Consider the following 15,931-nt stretch of genomic DNA (forward strand, 5'->3'; position numbering starts at 1 on the left):
CCCGGGTGATGGGTGGGTGGGTCAGGCGTCGGTGAGGCTCTTGATGGCCTCCAGCGCCTGGCGGGGCGAGGTGACCTTCGGCTCGGCGCGGCGGGCGCTCTTGGAGCCGCGTCCGCCTCCGCCCTTGCCGCCGCCTCCGCGACGGCGGGGCTTGCCGTCGCCGTCGTCGTCCTCGTCGGGCTCGGGCCAGAACTCGCCGGGACGCGGCTCGGGCTCGCTCCAGTCGAACCACAGGCCGCGCTTTTCCAGCTCCGCGATCTCGTGGTCGGTGAGCCGGTTGACCTCGCTGGGGAACAGGTCGGCCAGGTCGGTGTCGAAGTCGACGTACAGGGCCTTCATCAGGACGGCCCGCCCGTTGTCGAGGACCACGACCGCGACGCCGCCGGTGGAGACGCCGTTCTCGGGTTCGGCCTCTCCGGCCATGGCCCGCTCGATCGCGCTGCCTTCCTTGGGGGCATAGCGGGCCGGGATGGTCGGGACGTCGTAGGCGTTCTCCATGGTTCCCTCCGCCGCCTTGCGGGTGGCGCCGGGGCTGCCCATGTTGAAGATGACCGGCCTGGAGTTCTGCCGGAGGTTGTCCTTCATCTCCGTGGAGAACCCGTTGTGGGCGAACGGGCTCTGGCCGGCGGGGTTGAAGCCGATGCCGTACTTGAGGCCCATGACGGTCAGGGCGTCGCCGTCGGCCTGGATGAACTCGCCGTACTCGGGGTCCTGGCTCGCGGTCATGAACTCGTCGGCGTAGACGTTGAGCTGCTTGTAGGGGCAGCGCGGGTCGCCGGGCTTGTAGTCGTGCGGCTTGCCGTCGTGCGCCCAGGGCATCTCCGCCCGGATCTCGCACAGGGCCTTGGCCGCGCGCAGCTGGCGGGCCATGTAGAGCGGGCTGATGCCCTGGCGGTCGATGTACTCACCGAGGGCGGTCGTCTTCTCGTCCTTGAAGCAGGACGACAGCCACACGATCTGTCCGGCGTTGGACTCGGCGACCATGGTGACGGCGAAGAACTGCGTCTTGCCGCCGCGGGTGACGCCGAGGACCAGGCCGTGCTTGGCGGCGTTCTTGTCGTGCTGGAAGACGAAGTTGTGCACTGGCTGGCCGGTGATGCTGAACCCGCACACGTACATGCCCTTGGCGTCCGGGGTGAGCAGCTCGCGGGTGGCGGGGAACGTCGGGGACAGCGGCGGGGTGTCGAAGACGCTGATCAGGAACTCGGCTCCTTCGACCAGCACGAAGACGCGGCTGTCGTCCTCGGGCAGGCCCAGGGCGCGGCAGACCTTGGGCAGGTCGATGCGCGGCGTGTCGGTGGGGTCGGCCATCCTCGCCCGGTAGAACGTCACCCCGCGCTCGTCGTCGCGGGTGGTGTGGACCAGCTCGGAGCCGGGGGCGCCGCCCTTGGGGCTGGCGACCCGGTCCGTCCACTTCTCCTGGTCGGTCGGCTTGGTGCGGCGGCGCTGGTTGGCGTCGGGGGTGATGTGGGCCTCCATCCAGCCGGGGCCGCCCTGGCGGCCGGGCTGGATGGCGACCTCCGACAGCACGACGTCGCTGGACGGCACCGCGAACGGGGCGGCGACGGCCTCCGGGGACAGGCCGGTGATCGGCCGTCCGGTCTCCGAGGCGCGCAGCAGGATCGTCATGTCGTGCCGCTGCCCGGGGTGCCGGGTGGCCTTGACGACGTGCGTGCGGCCGGGCATCCCGGCGTTCTCCCACAGCATCCGCACCTCGCGGGTGAGCAGGTCCGCACCGTCATCCGGCACCGCCGGGGCCACCGGCTCGGGGACTTCGGCGGGCGCCGGCTGCGGGGCGGGGGCGGCGAGGGCGGGACGGTGGCGGCGGCGGGAGTGCCGGGAGTACGGCATCACCAGCAGGCCGAGCGCCGCCCATCCGGCGGCGAGGAGGCCGTCCATCCCGTACGGGCCCCAGCCGAGGGTGTTCTTGGCGGCGACGTCGACGGCGGCGGCCAGGACCAGCGGGCTCCAGCGCAGGATCTTGCGTCCGGCGCCGAGCTCGTCGCTCTTGGCGGCGAGGACCCAGCCGCCGATCCCGGCCGCGCCGGCCAGCTGCACGACCTGGTTGACGGGGCTGTCGGGGTAGAGGTTCGGGGCCACGGCCAGCACGGGCGCGGCGAGGGTGTAGGCGAGGCGTTCGAGCGTGACACTGCGCGGCGTGGCCACCGAGCTTCTCCTTCGGGGCGAATGGGCACGGGCGGCCCCGCAGGTCGCGGGGCCGCCCGTGGCGGGGTGGGGGAGGGGTCAGCGGTTGAAGAAGCCCGGCTTGGGCGTCCTCTCGCGCCTGCCCGAGCGGATGTCGTCCAACGCGCCGTAGAGCTTGGCGTGAGTACGCCGGGTCTGGTGGGTGAGGTCGGCGGTCTCCTGAGCGGTGTCGGACAGGGTGCGGACCTCGCGGGCGGCGCCGACCAGAGCGGCCTCCACGGCGTTCGTGAGCGCCACGAACTTCGGGTCGAGGTGGGCATTGGCGATGTCCTGGGCCATGTCGCCGGCGTCTCCGGCGTTGGCCTGCATGCTGCGCAGCAGCGACTCCAGCTCGAGGCCGGCGTCGTCCATGGCCTTGCCGAGCTTGTCCAGCTTGGCCTGGACGGCCTTGTACCGGTTGTCGCCGTCGGCCGGGGCGGGCGCCGCGGTGGTGCTGCGGGGCGTGAGATCGCTCATCAGCGGGATTCCTCCAGGGTCTAGTCGTGGTGGGCAGCGGCCGAGGCGTGCGCGAGACCGGCGTCCTCCTTCGCGGCCATGTCCTCGCCGTAGACGCGAGCGACCATCGCGGCGGCGAGAACGGCGGCCTCCTTGGCGATGCCGCACATCTCGGCGCACTTCTCCGCCTGTCCCTTCATTCGGGCCGCGGAGTCGGCCAGGTCCGCGATCAGGTCGGTGACCTTGGTGGAGACGTTGTGGTCGCCGACCAGGTCGGCGGCCATCTCCCGCAAGGCGTCGGCGACCTTGCCGAGGGCCTCCATCAGGGCCTCGGCGCGCTCCTGGTCGGAGGCGGCCTTGATGGCGATGTTCGCCATGCCCATCAGGTACTCGTCGAACGTGATGTCTGTCCGGTGCTGGGCGGCCAGGCCACCCCCGCCGGACGGCCTGCTGACTCCCGAGCCGCTCACGCTGCTCCCTTCCGTACTCGTGGGCCGGCTGGTGCCGGGCCGTGCGGTGTGCTTCTCCGGCGCGGGCGTCAGGCCCCGCACGCCGGTCGTGACGGCCGCGGGGCCGTCGGGGACGATGTCGGCGTCGACGATGTCGTCCCCGACGCTCTTGGTGCCGGTGCGCGGCGGGCGGGTGGGCCGGTCGGGCCACTCCACCGTCGGGGTGGAGTCCTCCTCGCCGAACGGGCTGTCCGCCCCACGGCCGGAGCGACCGGAGCGTCCCGTACGACCGCGTCCCGCCCGGCTGGTGCGACCAGTGCGGCGGGTACGGCCGCGGCGTCCGGCCCGGCCCGTTCCGGCGGTGCGCCGGCGCCGGAACCGGCGGCGCTTCTTCGCGCCGTCAGACGCCTCGTCACCGGCCTTGGAGTCCTTGTCCGGCTCGTCCGTCTTGCCGTCCTTCGTGGCGCTGGAGGCCCCGTCAGGGCCGTCCTTGGCCGTCTTGGAGTCCTTGCCGTCGGTGCCCTTGGCCTTGGAGTCCTTCTCCTTGGTCAGGCTGACCTTCTCCGCCCCGGCTGCCTTGGCGTCCTTCGCGTCGGCGGCGGCCTTCGCGTCGGCCCGGCGCTTGTCGAAGCGGCGCCGGGCTTCCTCGCCGAGGGCCCGGCCCAGCGTGGTGCGACCGGGGTCGGCCGACGCCGCGGCTTCCCGCTTCGCCTTCCGCGCCTCCGCCCGCGCCGCCCTCTTGGCGCGGCGGTCCTCCCACGCCTGCTGCCGTTGCGCGCGGGCCTGGTCGCGGGCCTTGGACCGGTCCGCGACATCGGCGGCGTGCCCGGCGCTGCGCCGTTCCTGCCGCCCGGCCTGCCGGGCCCCGGCTCGCTCCTGGCGGCCGCGGGCCCGCTCGGCACGGGCGCTGGATGCCGGACCGCGCTCGGCCCGACCGCCACCGTCACCCTTCGAGCCGCCGCTGCGGCCGGAGCCGCCAGAGCCCGTCTGAGAGCCTTTCGAGCCCCCGGACGACCCGTTGCGCCCGGAACCGGCTGCACGGCCGCCAGACCCCCGCTCGGAGCCCTTCGCGCCGCCCTTGCCGCCTCCGCTGCCCCCGGTCGCGCCGGTCCCCGAACGGCCGCCGGGGCCGCCGGAGTTGGAGCCGCGCGACGGCCCGGACCGGTTCGGCCCGGTGCCGGAGGAGTTGGTGCGGGAGGGCCCCGTGCCGCCACCGCCGCGCGAGGAGCCGCCGCCACCGCCGCCGACCTTCGAGCGGCCCTTGTCCGCCCCCAGGCCGGAGCCGGACGCCTTCGTGCGGTCGGCGTCTGCCTTTCCGCGCGCCGCCGCCTTGTCGCCCTTCGCTTTCATCATCGCGGCGTGGAGTTTTCCGTTCTGCTCCATCATCGCGACTTCCTGAGCGGTGCGGCCCTCCAGCAGCGCGGCCTTCCGCGCTATTTCAGCCTCGCGGAAAGGCGCCTCGCTTTCGTGATTGGCCCGCGCCATTTCCAGCCGGAATTCCAGCCAGTCACCGAGACGGTCGGCGAGAGAGCGGCGCTGTTCGTATTCGCCTTCCTCGTATTCGCCTTCAGATTCCTCGGTTACCGGCGGGGCGATTCCCTCGGAACGCATTGCCAGTGCGGGGTCAGGGGCCGCCGGGACTGCCGGAAGTTCCATGGTGGTCTCCTCCGGGCTCTCCGGGGGAGCCTCCGGGACGTCTTCCGGCGGCGGAATGGTGTCGATGAAATCCGGGATCGGCGGCAGCTCGTAGGTGGAATCACCGCTCCACGGGCCGTGGACCAGGGTCCCGCCGCCGGTCTCGTCGGACTCGTCGGACACGGGGCACCTCCCCTCCTGGGGACTTGACAGACAGTGGGGTCTCGCGTGCACGCGCGTGCACGTGCACGTGTGCACGCTTTACGCGCGCGAGGCCCCGCCGGAGCCCGGCGGGGCCTTCATGGGTGACGCTCAGTGACGCGGGCCGTGCTGCTTCAGGACGGTGTCCGCGTACTGCATGAGGTGGTCGAACAGCCGCGGGTCGCCCGCCTGCCGCTTCTCCAGCACCAGCTTGAAGAGGCGGCAGACCAGCATGAATGCGGTGAGGACATCACCGCGACCGGCTTTGACTTCCCTGGTGATTTCAGTCCGGGTGACTCGGAGCCAGAATTCCATCCGGCCGGTCTCTCCGCGACTTTCGATCGCCTTGCGCTCCTCTTCCTGCAGCCAGCTGTTCCGCCCTTGAATGGAGCGTTCGATGCTGCTGAGGGGGCGCGTCACGCCGACTCCCTCTTACCGAGGTCGTAAATCGATGTGGGACCACTGTAGCCGGAATTCTGCGACTGCGCACCCTCCTGCGGCGGATTCGGCGCGGCCTGAAGGACCGGCGGGTTCTTCTTCCGCTGCTTTTCCAGCTCCTTTTCCTTCCTTTCCTTGGCCGTATTCACCACGGCCTCGTCGTGGGCTCGGCGCTTGTAGGCGCTCTTTTCCAGGCCCTGGGTGAGGTTGTTCAGGTTCCTGAGAACCTGACCGAGGGCCTTTTCGACGGGCATCGCGCGCAGCCGGGCGTGGTACCAGCGGTCGCCCTCCACGTGGGTGTCGCGCAGGTGCACCCGGGTCTCGTGGGCGAGGGTCTCCAGGTTCTTGCCGATGTCCAGCAGGACCCGCTGGACGTCGGCCAGGTACCGGGCGGTGGCCTCCGGGTTCTGCGCGACGTCGCGCAGGGGGGAGTAGTTCGGGTCGTTGTTGCTGTTCACGGCGTGGATTCCCTCCTGGTGTACTGGTGGGGCTGTGACTGCTTCCGGCAGTCGCAGCGAGGGCCAGCCCGAATCCCGCGGGCTGGCCCTCACTGGTGTGTGCCGGACGGTGGATCAGGGGCGGTAGCCGCCGGCGAGCAGCTCGGCCGCCTCCTGGCGGTACTCCGAGGCGGTGCCGGGCGACACTTCGAGATCGCGCTGGATATCGGAGAGCGGCAGGTTGCCCGCGACGCCGACCGCCTTCGCGAGGATCATCCGGGCGACCTTTCGGACCGCCCGCTCGCGCGGGGAGAGCTTCGCGGCGTCCTCGGCTTCGACCGCAGCCCGCTCGATTTCGGCGGCGGCCCGCCGCGTTTCGGCAGCGGCCCGCTCGGCTTCGGCAGCCTCCTTCCGGGAGCGCGCGGCGTCGGCGAGAGCGGCCTCCCGGCGGCTGTCCTCCTCCGCCTCCTTGCGGTCGGCTTCGGCAGCGGCCCGCCGCGTTTCGGCGGCGGCCTTCTCCGTTTCGGCAGCACGCCGGTCCGCTTCGGCAGCGGTCTCGCGGGCCTCGGCGATGGCCTGGGTCTCGATGGCCTGCGCCTCCGCTGCGGCGACCCGGTCGGCCTCCGCAGCTTCCTTCCGCTTCTGCGCCGCCTGGCGCTCCAGCTCGGCCGCCTCCAGGTCAGCGGCGGCCGCAGCCTTGCGTGCCAGCGCGATCCGCTCGGTCTCGATCGCGCCGGCCTCCGCAGCCGCGACCTTGTCCGCCTCGGCCGCCGCCCTGCGCTGCTCAGCGGCCTTGCGCTCGAGCTCGGCCTTCGCGAGGTCCGCGGCCGCCGCCGCCTTGCGCTCTTCGGCGGCCTGGCGCTCCGCCTCGGCCTCGCGGGCGCGGGCCTCGGCGACCACGGCGTTGTCGAGGGCCTGCAGTTCCAGCTCAGCGGCCCGCTCTGCGGCGCTGACCTGGGCTCGGGCGTGGGCTCGGGCCTGGCCGGTCTGGCCGTCGACCTCCGCCTGGACCAGCTCCACCTTCCCCTTGGCGCGCAGCCGCTCGGCTGCGGACTCCGCCTTGGCGACCTCGCTGCGCGTCTCCGCGTCCAGGCGGCGGCGCTCAGCCTCCTCCTCACGCTCAGCAGCTGCCTGTTCCTGCTCGTCGGGCATGGCCAGGGCCTGGGCGACGGTGTAGCCGTACGGGGCCATCCGCATCGGCAGCAGCTCGTCCTCGCTGGCCTGGGTGATGTCGCCCTCGTACTTGCGCTTGAGCCACTGCTCGTAGGCGATGAGCTCCTGGTCCCGGCGGATCATCTCCGGGTAGGAGGTGACGCCCCACAGCCGCATCCGGCGGAAGATCCGGGCCGTCGCCACCGGGGCGAGCACCCACCGCAGCCACGGGATCGAGTCGCGTTCGGCCTGGTCAGGCCGAACAACGCGGTCGATCGCATCGCGGCCGAGCTCCACCACCATGATGAAGAGGACCGGGACGACGCCGTGGGCACCGGCCGCGACGTAATCCATCAGCGCCCATGCCCGGTCCCGAGGAGCGCCGGACGCGGCATTGAGGACGACCGTGACGGCCGTCAGCAGCCACACCGGGTAGCGGATCCAACTGATGGGGCGCTTGAGCCAGGCCATCAGCAGGTCGACGGCGATCATCACCATGATGCCGACGTCGACGCCGACCGCGAACATCTGGCCCTTGCCCAGCGAGCCGAAGCGGAGCCGCTCGTAGGCGAAGACCGCGACGTGCTCGAAGCTGAGGTACAGGCCGATGCCCGCGAGGACGAGCGCGGCGATCACGATCGCGCCGGCCGCCCACTTCTGGGTACCGGTCAACTTCCCCGGGGAGGGCTTCGTTCCGGTTCCGCTTTCCGTCTCCGAAACGAACTCCGCCGTCTCCGAAACGACGTCGGTCGTCTGCGAAACCGGCGTGGACGTTCCCGAAACGGCGGCCGGTGAAGCCGTCTCGGGGTCGGGTTCAGCCGCGGTTCGCGGCCAGTCGGTGATCGTCATGGGGGCCTCCGAAGGGGGTCGTTCAGGTGTGCGCGAAACGGCGGGGGCTGCTCCTGAGGCGTTCCCGAAACGGCCCGTGGTGCGGATGGTTGCTTGCGAACTGGACACCGGCTCTGCCCGCTCCGCACGCCCGAAAAGGCCAGCGGTCCGGGGGCGGGCGGCCGTGCTCGCGAAGTGTCGCGGGGCGGGCTCGAAACTGGGATCGGCTCCCGCCAGGCGGGCGCGAAGTCAGCTCGTGTGGAGCTGCGCGCCGTGGCGGCGGAGGTCGTCGGTGGTGATGCCGTAGATCCGGCACTTGTCGATCAGCGGCTTGAGCGCGGCACCGGCGGCGCGCGCCTCGGGCGATCCCTCGCCGAACAGCTTCTGGGTGCTCAGCAGGTCGTTGATCGCGGTCGCGGTGCGGGCGGCGTGCCGCTCGACACGGCCCTCGCCCACCCACTCCTCCGCAATGACGTGGAGCGTGGTGCGCCAGCTGCCGTCGTAGTCGTCGGGGTCGATCGGCGGGATGTCATTGCCGAAGATCGCGAACGCGGCCGCCTGGGCGGCGGCTTCCGTGCCGGGCTGGAGCGGGGTGATCGTCGTGGCCATGAGGGCCTCCCTCGACTGTCGGGTCCGGGCTGTCCGGCTCCCAGTCACCGCCCGTCCCGGCCGCCGTGGTGCAGCGGTCGGGACGGGCGGATCAGGCAGCCGCCAGAACGGATCAGGCAGTGCGGCGGCGGGCGGCCCGGCGCTTCATGCGGCGGCGGTCGTCCTCGTCGGTGCCGCCCCAGACGCCGGCGGACTCACCGCGCTCCAGGGCGGCATGGAGGCAGCTCTCCATCAGCGGGCAGCGACGGCAGACGGCCTTCGCTTCCTCGATCTGGAGCAGGGCCGGGCCGGTGTTGCCGATGGGGAAGAACCGCTCGGGGTCCTCGTCGGCGCAGGCCGGGCGGGGCTTGGTGGGCGCGGCGGCGGGGGAGACGGCGCCGTAGTACGGGGTGCGTACGATGGAGGTGCGATTCATCAGGTCCTCCCAGAAGGTCCAGAGCGAGAAGACAGCCCCGGGGCGGCCACCCCGGGACTGTTCTGTGTCGACGGCCGGATGGCCGGAGCGGGCGGGAGCTCCCGGCGCTCTCCGCCGGCCCCGGCCGGAAAGGCGCGGGGACGACGGGCAGGGCCGGGGTCAGCGCTGCTGCTTCTGGCGTGCGGTGTAGGCGTCCTGGAGCCGGGCGAACCGCTCGTGGATCGGCGCCCCCTCCGCACACGGCGTCTCGCCCTGGCAGGCCGGACAGGCACCGGTATGCGTGGTGGAGTCCTCGAACGCCTTCATGTAACGGACGAACAGGTCGTCGGTCGGTCGGGCGCTCACTTCTGGTGCCTTTCCGACCGCTGGTTCTGCTCCCGATTCTTCTGCGAGAGCGCCTCGCGTTCGGCGTCGGTGAGGCTGGTGATCACGCCGCCACCTCCCAACCGGTCTGCGCCGGGGCGACGGTGGCAACGAGGACCAGGGCGACGTAGACGCGGGCAGCGTCCTCGGGCTCGTACCCCTTGGAGTTGTCCTCGCGCTCGATGTCGTCGATGATCCCGGCCCGCGGCTGCGGTGCGGTGCGTGTCATGCTGTGCTGCATCAGGTCCTCCGAGTCAGGTCCTGGACAGCCCCGGGGCCCTAATCCCTGGGGCTGTCGCGTTCACTCCCCAACTGGGGAGTCGGCCGCTGTACGAGCAGCCACGGCCCCGGCCTCCCCTCTGCGGGGTGGCCGGGGCCGTGGTTGTTCGTCCCGAGCGGATCAGCTCGCGCGGCGCTCGGGGTGCAGCGTCTTGAGCGGCACCGGCGGCGCACCCAACGGCGCGGCTCCGGCGGGAAGCTGCGCGCGGCGGGTGTCGGCGTCGCGGACCGCGGACTCGGTCGCCGCCCACTGTTCCTTGCGCAGCTGCCACTCGCGCCGGCCGTTGCCGGGCTGGTCGACCGTGGTGGTCTGCTTCCGCGCGGCGATCTGGCTGACGGCCGGGGCGACCGCGACCTTGGGCTTGCGCCGCACGGTGGTCCGGCGGCGGTGGCCGGTCTCCGCGTGGCCGTCCTCCAGGCGCTCCTGCCACGCCCGGGCCGTGACGTCGACCGTGATCAGGCGGTTGCTGCCCAGTCGGCAGCGGACGGCCGGGGCCTCGAACGCGCGGCCGGTGTCGTGCGGCACGAGCTTGGGCTTCTTGGTCTGGATGCCGGTGATCGGCACCCACGTCTCGCAGTCGGGGCAGACCAGCGACGCGCAGGCGGGGCGCAGGTCGTACTGGTTGGGCTTGAGGGTGGAGAGGGCGAGCGCCGGGCGGGCGTTGACGGTGCGGGAGCGGGTCCGGCTCTTGCGGGGTCGGGCGGTGCGCTCAACGGTCGAAGCAGACATCTGAACTCCTCGTGACGGAGTGGCAGGGGGCGCGTCGCGATGCTCTCTCCGCCCTCCGGGCCGCACGGCGCAAGGCCGGCGTCCCGAAGGACAGACAGCGCACGGCGCTGCGACGTGCACGCAGTCGTCGTGCCGTCAGGCTCCGGGGGAGTTCGATGGTGCTCTCGCGTCCCGGGCGAACCCGAGGACTACCCCGGCCGCCCCGAAGGGCGGACGACTACTGCGGTGGTCCGACTACGCGGTGTTCCGTGGGGATCACCGTCTTACATACATCAGGTTGCCTCAGGTACCCTCAGGTGTCAAGCGGTATAGTGAGGCACCTAGACGGAAAAGAAGGAGGCGAGGCGACATGCCAGGGCAACCGCGGGCCGACAATCGGCCGCCATACGCGCGCATCGCGGGTCACTACCGCGACCTCATCCGCTCCGGTGAGCTGGCGCCGGGCGACCTGCTGCCCAGCATCCGGGCCCTGGCAGATCAGTGGCAGGTCAGCACCGCAACGGCCGACCGCGCCATGAAACTGCTGCGGGACGAGAAGTTGGTCAACGGCATCCCGGGCGTTGGCACCGAGGTCATGGCGCGGCCCGTGTCGCTCGCATCCGGATCGGAGCGTCACGATCGGAGCAGCAAGACGAAGTCGTCGTGGGGCGTGGGGGAAAAGTCCTCCGGCCACACCGCGGGCATGGTGCCGGCCCCCGAGGATGTCGCGGATGCGCTCGGCATCGAGCCTGGTGAGGACGTGATTCGTCGAAGCCGTGTCTACCGAGATGCTCACGGGATCGTCTCCCACTCAACGTCCTGGATCCCGGCGGAGTTCGCCCAGGTGCTGCCCGAGCTCGCGCGCAGCGAGCGCCTCAAGGGGGGGCTGTCGCTGGACCTCATCGCCGAAGCCACTGGGCGCCACGTCGCACAGCGTGTGGATGAGGAGACGGCGCGCATCGCCACCGCCCGCGACCTCGAGCTCCTGGAGCTGGAGCCCGACACCGTCGCAGCGATCCTTGTGCTGACCGCGCGCTTCCTGGACGCCGACGGCGAGCTGCTGGAGTACGGCGTGGACTTGGGGGGCCCCGGTCGCACCCGTCGCACGACGTCGGAGGTGCAGCGGTGACCACGCACGAGACCGTCGTGCTGGACGACACGCTCGTCTCTTGCCTCGAAGACCGCCTCAGCCAGCTCCTTCGAGCGGAACTCACTGACACCCTCACGCTGGAAGGACGATTCGAGATCACGCGCATCGCCGCCGCTTTGTCCGGCCGACCGGGCCTCGCGCCTCGCGCGATCCTCATGACCGGTTTGCAGGGCGCTGGCAAAACGACCCTCGCCCGCGCGCTGGAAGAGGCCGGGTTCCGGCGCCTCTGCCCGGACGAGGAGATGTTCCGCCGCTACGGCCACTACGGCAGGGACTTCCCCCGTGGGCAGTTCCGAGTCCGGGAGGCGCCCGTGCTCAAGGACATCGCCCTTGAGCTCCAAGAACTCCTGGCGGCTGGACACGAGGTCGTGGTCGACCATGGCTTCTGGACTCCGGAAGAGCGGGCCCAGTGGGCAGCGACCGTGATGGAGGCCGGCGGCGAACCCGTTCTGGTCTACCTGCCTGTGCCGCACGAGGTGCGCTGGGACCGGATCCGTAAGCGCAACGAGCGGTCGCTGGTCGACGCAAACAGCATCGAGTTCAGCGAGGAGGATCTGCTCAGGCATGCAGGGCGTTTCTGCCCGCCGAGCGACGATGAGCCGCACATCGTGTACGACGGTCACCCGGAGAACGTGCTGGCGGAGCTCCGCCGTGCGCGCCCCTCCACGGATGGCGGTCGACATTGACCTCTACCTCCCACTCGCCACACCAGGTGCTTGTTGGCCGTCTTGTGGGGGCCATCACACTCGCGGGAGCCGGATCTCAACATCACAGCGCCTTGTCGAAGCTCATGCGCATCGGCGTTCACGGGTTTTCAACATCTGCGTACACATGGGATTTGACGGCTGCGGCCTAGGCTCACGGGCCATGACGACGACCGAGGGGACCAGGGTGGGGAAGCATCGAGCGGGGTGGAGGCCGGACCGGCTGCGTGAGCAGCGAGAGGCTCACGGTCTGACTTTGGAGAAGGCCGGCGAACGTCTTCGTGAAGTTGCTGAGCAGGCAAAGCTCAAGGGGATCCCTGCCGCAAATCCCCAAACTTTGTGGCAGCACGAGCAGGGCGAGGTCTACCCGGGCCCGCACTACCGGCGTGCATATTGTCTGCTCTACCGCGCGACCGAGCCGGATCTCGGGTTCCGGACTGCGCTGCCAGGTGAAGAGACGTGTTTCAAACTGACGCCGATGGATGACCGTCTCAACGGCGCGCACGTCCTGGCCGTCGAACGGGCGATTCACCGCATCTCGCCGGGAACCGAGGACGCTGGCCACTTCGCTCTCCAGCAGCGAATCATCGACGCGTGGAAGCGGCGACACACCGGCGGCGACCCGCACCGTCCGGTTCTGATCCTGGTGGGCGGATTCGCAGGTAGCGGGAAGACCGAGCTCGCTCGCTTCTTCGTCCAGCTCACCGGCTGGCCGCTGCTCGACAAGGACCCACTCACCCGGCCGCTCGTGGAACGGCTCCTGGTGGCGCTGGGCGGCGATCCGAACGACCGGCACACGGAGCTCTACCGGGAGCGTGTCCGGTCTGTTGAGTACGACTGCCTCATGCAGTCAGCCATGGCCAACATCAAGTGCGGGATCAGCACCGTGCTCTCGGCTCCGTTCATCGCGGAGCTGACCGACCCTGACTGGATGCAGCGCCTGTCCAACCGGGCCGCGTCCATGGGCGTCGACGTCTTCCCGGTGTGGGTGCGCTGCGATGAGGAATCGATGCGGGAGTACATCACCTTCCGCTCCGCGGCCCGGGACGCGTGGAAGCTCGCCCGGTGGGACGAGTACATGGCGACCATCGACCTGGAGCTGCGCCCGGCGGTGCCGCACCTGGTCGTCGACAACAGGTTGGGCACCGCGGTGACGCTCGCGGACCAGGCCCGTCAGGCCATGGGGGCGATGTACGCGTGAACCGGAAGCAGGGCGTGATCCTGTACGGCCCGCCGGCAGCGGGCAAGGACACCGTCACGACGGCGCTCACCCAGCTGCGCCCGCACTACCGCCAGTTCGCGCGGCTCAAGGTCGGGTCGGGTAAGTCGACCGGCTATCGGATGGGCACGGCGGAGCAGCTGCGCGAGCTGGAGGCCGCGGGCGGCGTCGTCTACGCGAACAGCCGTTACGGCAACACCTACGTGATCGACCGGCCCGGCGTCGACGCGGCGTTCGCGGCCGGGATGCCGGTCGTGCACCTCGGGCAGATCAACGGCATCCGGGCCTTGACCGACGGCTACCCGGCCGACTGGACGCTGGTGCTGCTGTGGTGCCCGCGCGAGGTGACCGAGCGACGGTCTGCGGGGCGCGGCGACAGCGACACTGCGGCGCGCCTGGCGGCGTGGGACGCGACCCGCGAGGACCTGGACGCACACCCGGACATGGCCTGGGACCTGACCGTGGACACCACGACGGCGGCACCGCAAGACGCGGCACGGCTCATCGACCGGCTGCTGGCGCAGCGGAGGGGAGCGGCGACGGCATGAACGTGGGCTACGGCTGGGCGAGTCGGTCCAGGGCGTCGGTGAGCGTGAGCTCGCCGTCGTCCTTGACGTCGTGCCACCGTGCCAGCGTGGACGCGGCCGCGCGCAACATCTCCGGCGGAAGGCCGGCGGCCTCGAGCGCGTCGGCAGCTTCCTCCAGCTCCGGGCCCCAGCGCCAGGCGCGCGCCGCCGTCTTGGCGACGTACTCCGGCTCGGACAGGTACGAGTCGGTGCGCCGGGAGGCGACCTCGATGAGCTCCTGGTCGACGCCGTGCTCGCGCGCCATGCCGACCGCGAGCGCCACCAGCACCCGGCTTGTCTTCTGGAACGAGGCGTACGACAGCTTCAGCGCGGATGCCTTCCCGATTTCCGTGCCCAGCACCGCCGTCCGGACAGCGGTGCCCGCGAACAGCTCCTCGATGAGCTCGGTCGCATCGGCCGGGCCGGACAGGTACAAGGTCGGCGTCTTGCCGCCAACCGGCGGGGAGCCGACGACACCACCGTCCACGACGGTCGCGCCGTATTCGTGCAGCGCGGCGATCCGCTGCACGCGCGTGGGATTGATGGCGTTCGCCTCCACGTACACCCCGGCAAAGCGGTGCCCGGCGACGTCGCGGGCCAGGTCCTCGGCAGCGGCCGGCGGGCAGAGGCTGATGACGATGTCGCTGCGGTCCAGCAGCTCGGACAGTGTGGCCACGGGAGTCAGCCCGAACCGGGCGGCGCGCTCCACGGACGCGGTGCTGCGCCCGGTCTCACACCACAGGACCTCGGCCGCGTTGGTCGTGGCGCAGGCGGCGACGGCGGCGCCCATGCTGCCGGGGTGGAGGATGCCGACGGTCGGTTGGTCCACGGTGCTACTCCGTCTGTGCGAGCAGGATGGTGATGGCGTCGGTGACGTCATCGACGACATGGTGAGCGGCGGAAAGTGCATCGGGCCAGGGGCGTCCTCGCAGCCAGATGGTGCGCAGGCCGGCCCGGTGGCCGCCGCCGATGTCTCCGATCGGGTTGTCGCCGACCATCCAGCCACCGTCCGCGAGGCTCACGCCGCAACGGGTGGCCGCGAGTTCGAAGAGGCGCAGGTCCGGCTTGCGGATCTCCAGGTCGCCCGAAACGGCGACGCCGTCGACCAGGTCGGCGAGGCCGGTCCCGGCGAGTTTGGCGCGCTGGATGTCGCCGGCCCCGTTGGTGATAACGCCGATCGTCCACGCAGCCGCGCGCAGGCGGGCCAGGCCCTCGAGGACCTCGGGACGGCACGTGACGGCGGCCGCCATGAGGTCGACGTACTCCCGCCACAGTTCCGCAGCCGCCACCTCCAGGCCGAAGGCTTCCCGCAGTCGGACGAAGTCGCCGGCGGTCGCACGATCGGCCAGCTCGGTGCGCAGCCACTGTTCGGCATCTGTAGAGAGCGCGAGGGAGCGGCACAGGCCGGTCACGGCGTCGCTGAGTGCCGACTGCCGGTCGGCCAGCGTGCCGTCCAGATCGAAAAGCGCGAGGCGGGACATGGGCACGGACCCTACCGGGCGAGGCGCAGCACACAGTTCGCGGTAACAATGCATCCCGCGCCTAGATCACGTGGTGTATCTTTTCACGATACGTTGCCTGAGATGGAGGCTGGAATGCCGGATCCGATGCGTCGAATCGATGCCGTCGTGGACGCCGACACGCTTCCCCCGCCTCGCGTTCGACAGCAGCTGCGTCTCGCCGGGGGCCTCACGCAGGCGGAAGTCGCCAAGGCCATCGGCGTCCAGCGTGTCGCCGTCGCACGGTGGGAGGCGGGACTCACCCAGCCCCACCGCAACAATCGCCTGAAGTACGCCGAGTTCCTTCGCCAGCTAGCCGAGGAACACCCGGCCGCCGTACAGGAGGTGCCGGGTGAGGACTGACCTCGCGCCCGGTTTCGGGTACGCCGACGCCACCTTCGGTTTCGAGGGGGTCGGGGTGACGTAACCGCCACCGGCCGCGCGCTCCAGACAGCGGACTGACAATCCACTCGGCCTCGCGCGGCCCTTCGCTCCGACCGGGCTTGACACCCCAGTCGGCTGCTCAGTCCCGGTTGACGCCGGTCCTGGGCTTCGGCTCATCGAGCCAGTTCTTCACTAACAAAACCCCGCCTGACAAGCGGGTCGGCCCCTTTGACAAGGGCCACCGAGCAAGACCC

Annotated in this window: 18 protein-coding genes; 5 read left to right on the forward strand and 13 right to left on the reverse strand. The window is 71.1% G+C overall.

What is annotated here, in order from left to right; all coding sequences use genetic code 11:
* Positions 1-21: 21 nt before the first annotated feature.
* The 11 genes from IE109_RS28160 to IE109_RS28210 all read right to left on the reverse strand — a co-directional run bounded on the left by IE109_RS28160 (position 22) and on the right by IE109_RS28210 (position 10,176).
* Positions 22-2,166 (reverse strand): chromosome segregation protein ParM, encoded by a 2,145-nt coding sequence (locus tag IE109_RS28160; RefSeq protein WP_189554177.1) that lies wholly within the window; start codon positions 2,164-2,166, stop codon positions 22-24.
* 78 nt (positions 2,167-2,244) lie between these two features.
* On the reverse strand, positions 2,245-2,661 hold the full coding sequence (locus tag IE109_RS28165; protein WP_189554178.1) for a conjugal transfer protein TraB: 417 nt from the start codon (positions 2,659-2,661) through the stop codon (positions 2,245-2,247).
* Between the two features lie 20 nt (positions 2,662-2,681).
* Positions 2,682-4,907, reverse strand: coding sequence for an ATP/GTP-binding protein (locus IE109_RS33790; RefSeq protein ID WP_268251492.1), 2,226 nt, complete (start codon positions 4,905-4,907; stop codon positions 2,682-2,684).
* Between the two features lie 129 nt (positions 4,908-5,036).
* The gene (locus tag IE109_RS28175; RefSeq protein ID WP_189554179.1) at positions 5,037-5,345 is read right to left on the reverse strand and encodes a hypothetical protein; all 309 of its coding nucleotides are present in this window, start codon (positions 5,343-5,345) and stop codon (positions 5,037-5,039) included.
* Positions 5,342-5,821 (reverse strand): hypothetical protein, encoded by a 480-nt coding sequence (locus IE109_RS28180; RefSeq protein ID WP_189554180.1) that lies wholly within the window; start codon positions 5,819-5,821, stop codon positions 5,342-5,344. Before IE109_RS28180 ends, IE109_RS28175 begins: the two co-directional genes overlap by 4 nt.
* Before the next feature lie 114 nt (positions 5,822-5,935).
* The gene (locus IE109_RS28185) at positions 5,936-7,624 is read right to left on the reverse strand and encodes a DUF2637 domain-containing protein (protein WP_229891639.1); all 1,689 of its coding nucleotides are present in this window, start codon (positions 7,622-7,624) and stop codon (positions 5,936-5,938) included.
* A 405-nt stretch (positions 7,625-8,029) separates the two neighbouring features.
* Positions 8,030-8,389, reverse strand: coding sequence for a hypothetical protein (locus IE109_RS28190; protein WP_229891640.1), 360 nt, complete (start codon positions 8,387-8,389; stop codon positions 8,030-8,032).
* A gap of 112 nt (positions 8,390-8,501) precedes the next feature.
* Positions 8,502-8,804: a WhiB family transcriptional regulator gene (locus IE109_RS28195; RefSeq protein WP_189554182.1), complete on the reverse strand. Its 303-nt coding sequence runs from the start codon at positions 8,802-8,804 to the stop codon at positions 8,502-8,504.
* Between the two features lie 159 nt (positions 8,805-8,963).
* Positions 8,964-9,149, reverse strand: a complete 186-nt coding sequence (locus IE109_RS28200; protein WP_189554183.1) for a hypothetical protein — start codon at positions 9,147-9,149, stop codon at positions 8,964-8,966.
* 82 nt (positions 9,150-9,231) lie between these two features.
* Positions 9,232-9,396, reverse strand: coding sequence for a hypothetical protein (locus IE109_RS28205; protein WP_189554255.1), 165 nt, complete (start codon positions 9,394-9,396; stop codon positions 9,232-9,234).
* Between the two features lie 171 nt (positions 9,397-9,567).
* Entirely contained in the window at positions 9,568-10,176 is a 609-nt protein-coding gene (locus IE109_RS28210) for a hypothetical protein (RefSeq protein WP_189554184.1), read from the reverse strand.
* A 349-nt stretch (positions 10,177-10,525) separates the two neighbouring features.
* Between IE109_RS28210 and IE109_RS28215 the strand changes: the two genes are divergently transcribed.
* From IE109_RS28215 to IE109_RS28230, 4 genes are all read left to right on the forward strand, one after another.
* Entirely contained in the window at positions 10,526-11,284 is a 759-nt protein-coding gene (locus IE109_RS28215; RefSeq protein ID WP_189554185.1) for a GntR family transcriptional regulator, read from the forward strand.
* Positions 11,281-11,991 carry a P-loop nucleotide/nucleoside kinase family protein gene (locus IE109_RS28220; protein ID WP_189554186.1) on the forward strand — a complete coding sequence of 237 codons (711 nt, stop codon included), beginning with the start codon at positions 11,281-11,283 and terminating at the stop codon, positions 11,989-11,991. The genes IE109_RS28215 and IE109_RS28220 overlap by 4 nt, the downstream gene beginning before the upstream one ends.
* 181 nt (positions 11,992-12,172) lie before the next feature.
* On the forward strand, positions 12,173-13,210 hold the full coding sequence (locus IE109_RS28225; RefSeq protein ID WP_189554187.1) for an AAA family ATPase: 1,038 nt from the start codon (positions 12,173-12,175) through the stop codon (positions 13,208-13,210).
* Positions 13,207-13,776 (forward strand): phosphotransferase-like protein, encoded by a 570-nt coding sequence (locus IE109_RS28230; protein WP_189554188.1) that lies wholly within the window; start codon positions 13,207-13,209, stop codon positions 13,774-13,776. Before IE109_RS28225 ends, IE109_RS28230 begins: the two co-directional genes overlap by 4 nt.
* 7 nt (positions 13,777-13,783) lie before the next feature.
* Here the strand turns inward: IE109_RS28230 and IE109_RS28235 are convergent, their stop codons facing one another.
* Positions 13,784-14,623, reverse strand: coding sequence for a DUF1932 domain-containing protein (locus IE109_RS28235; protein ID WP_189554189.1), 840 nt, complete (start codon positions 14,621-14,623; stop codon positions 13,784-13,786).
* Positions 14,624-14,627: 4 nt separating this feature from the next.
* The gene (locus tag IE109_RS28240; protein ID WP_189554190.1) at positions 14,628-15,275 is read right to left on the reverse strand and encodes an HAD family hydrolase; all 648 of its coding nucleotides are present in this window, start codon (positions 15,273-15,275) and stop codon (positions 14,628-14,630) included.
* A gap of 126 nt (positions 15,276-15,401) precedes the next feature.
* Here IE109_RS28240 and IE109_RS28245 point away from each other — a divergent pair, with 126 nt between their 5' ends.
* On the forward strand, positions 15,402-15,656 hold the full coding sequence (locus IE109_RS28245) for a helix-turn-helix transcriptional regulator (protein WP_229891642.1): 255 nt from the start codon (positions 15,402-15,404) through the stop codon (positions 15,654-15,656).
* The last annotated feature ends 275 nt before the right edge of the window (positions 15,657-15,931 follow it).

Origin of the sequence: Streptomyces lavendofoliae (genome assembly GCF_014649735.1) — a bacterium.
Taxonomy (GTDB): Bacteria; Actinomycetota; Actinomycetes; order Streptomycetales; family Streptomycetaceae; genus Streptomyces; species Streptomyces lavendofoliae.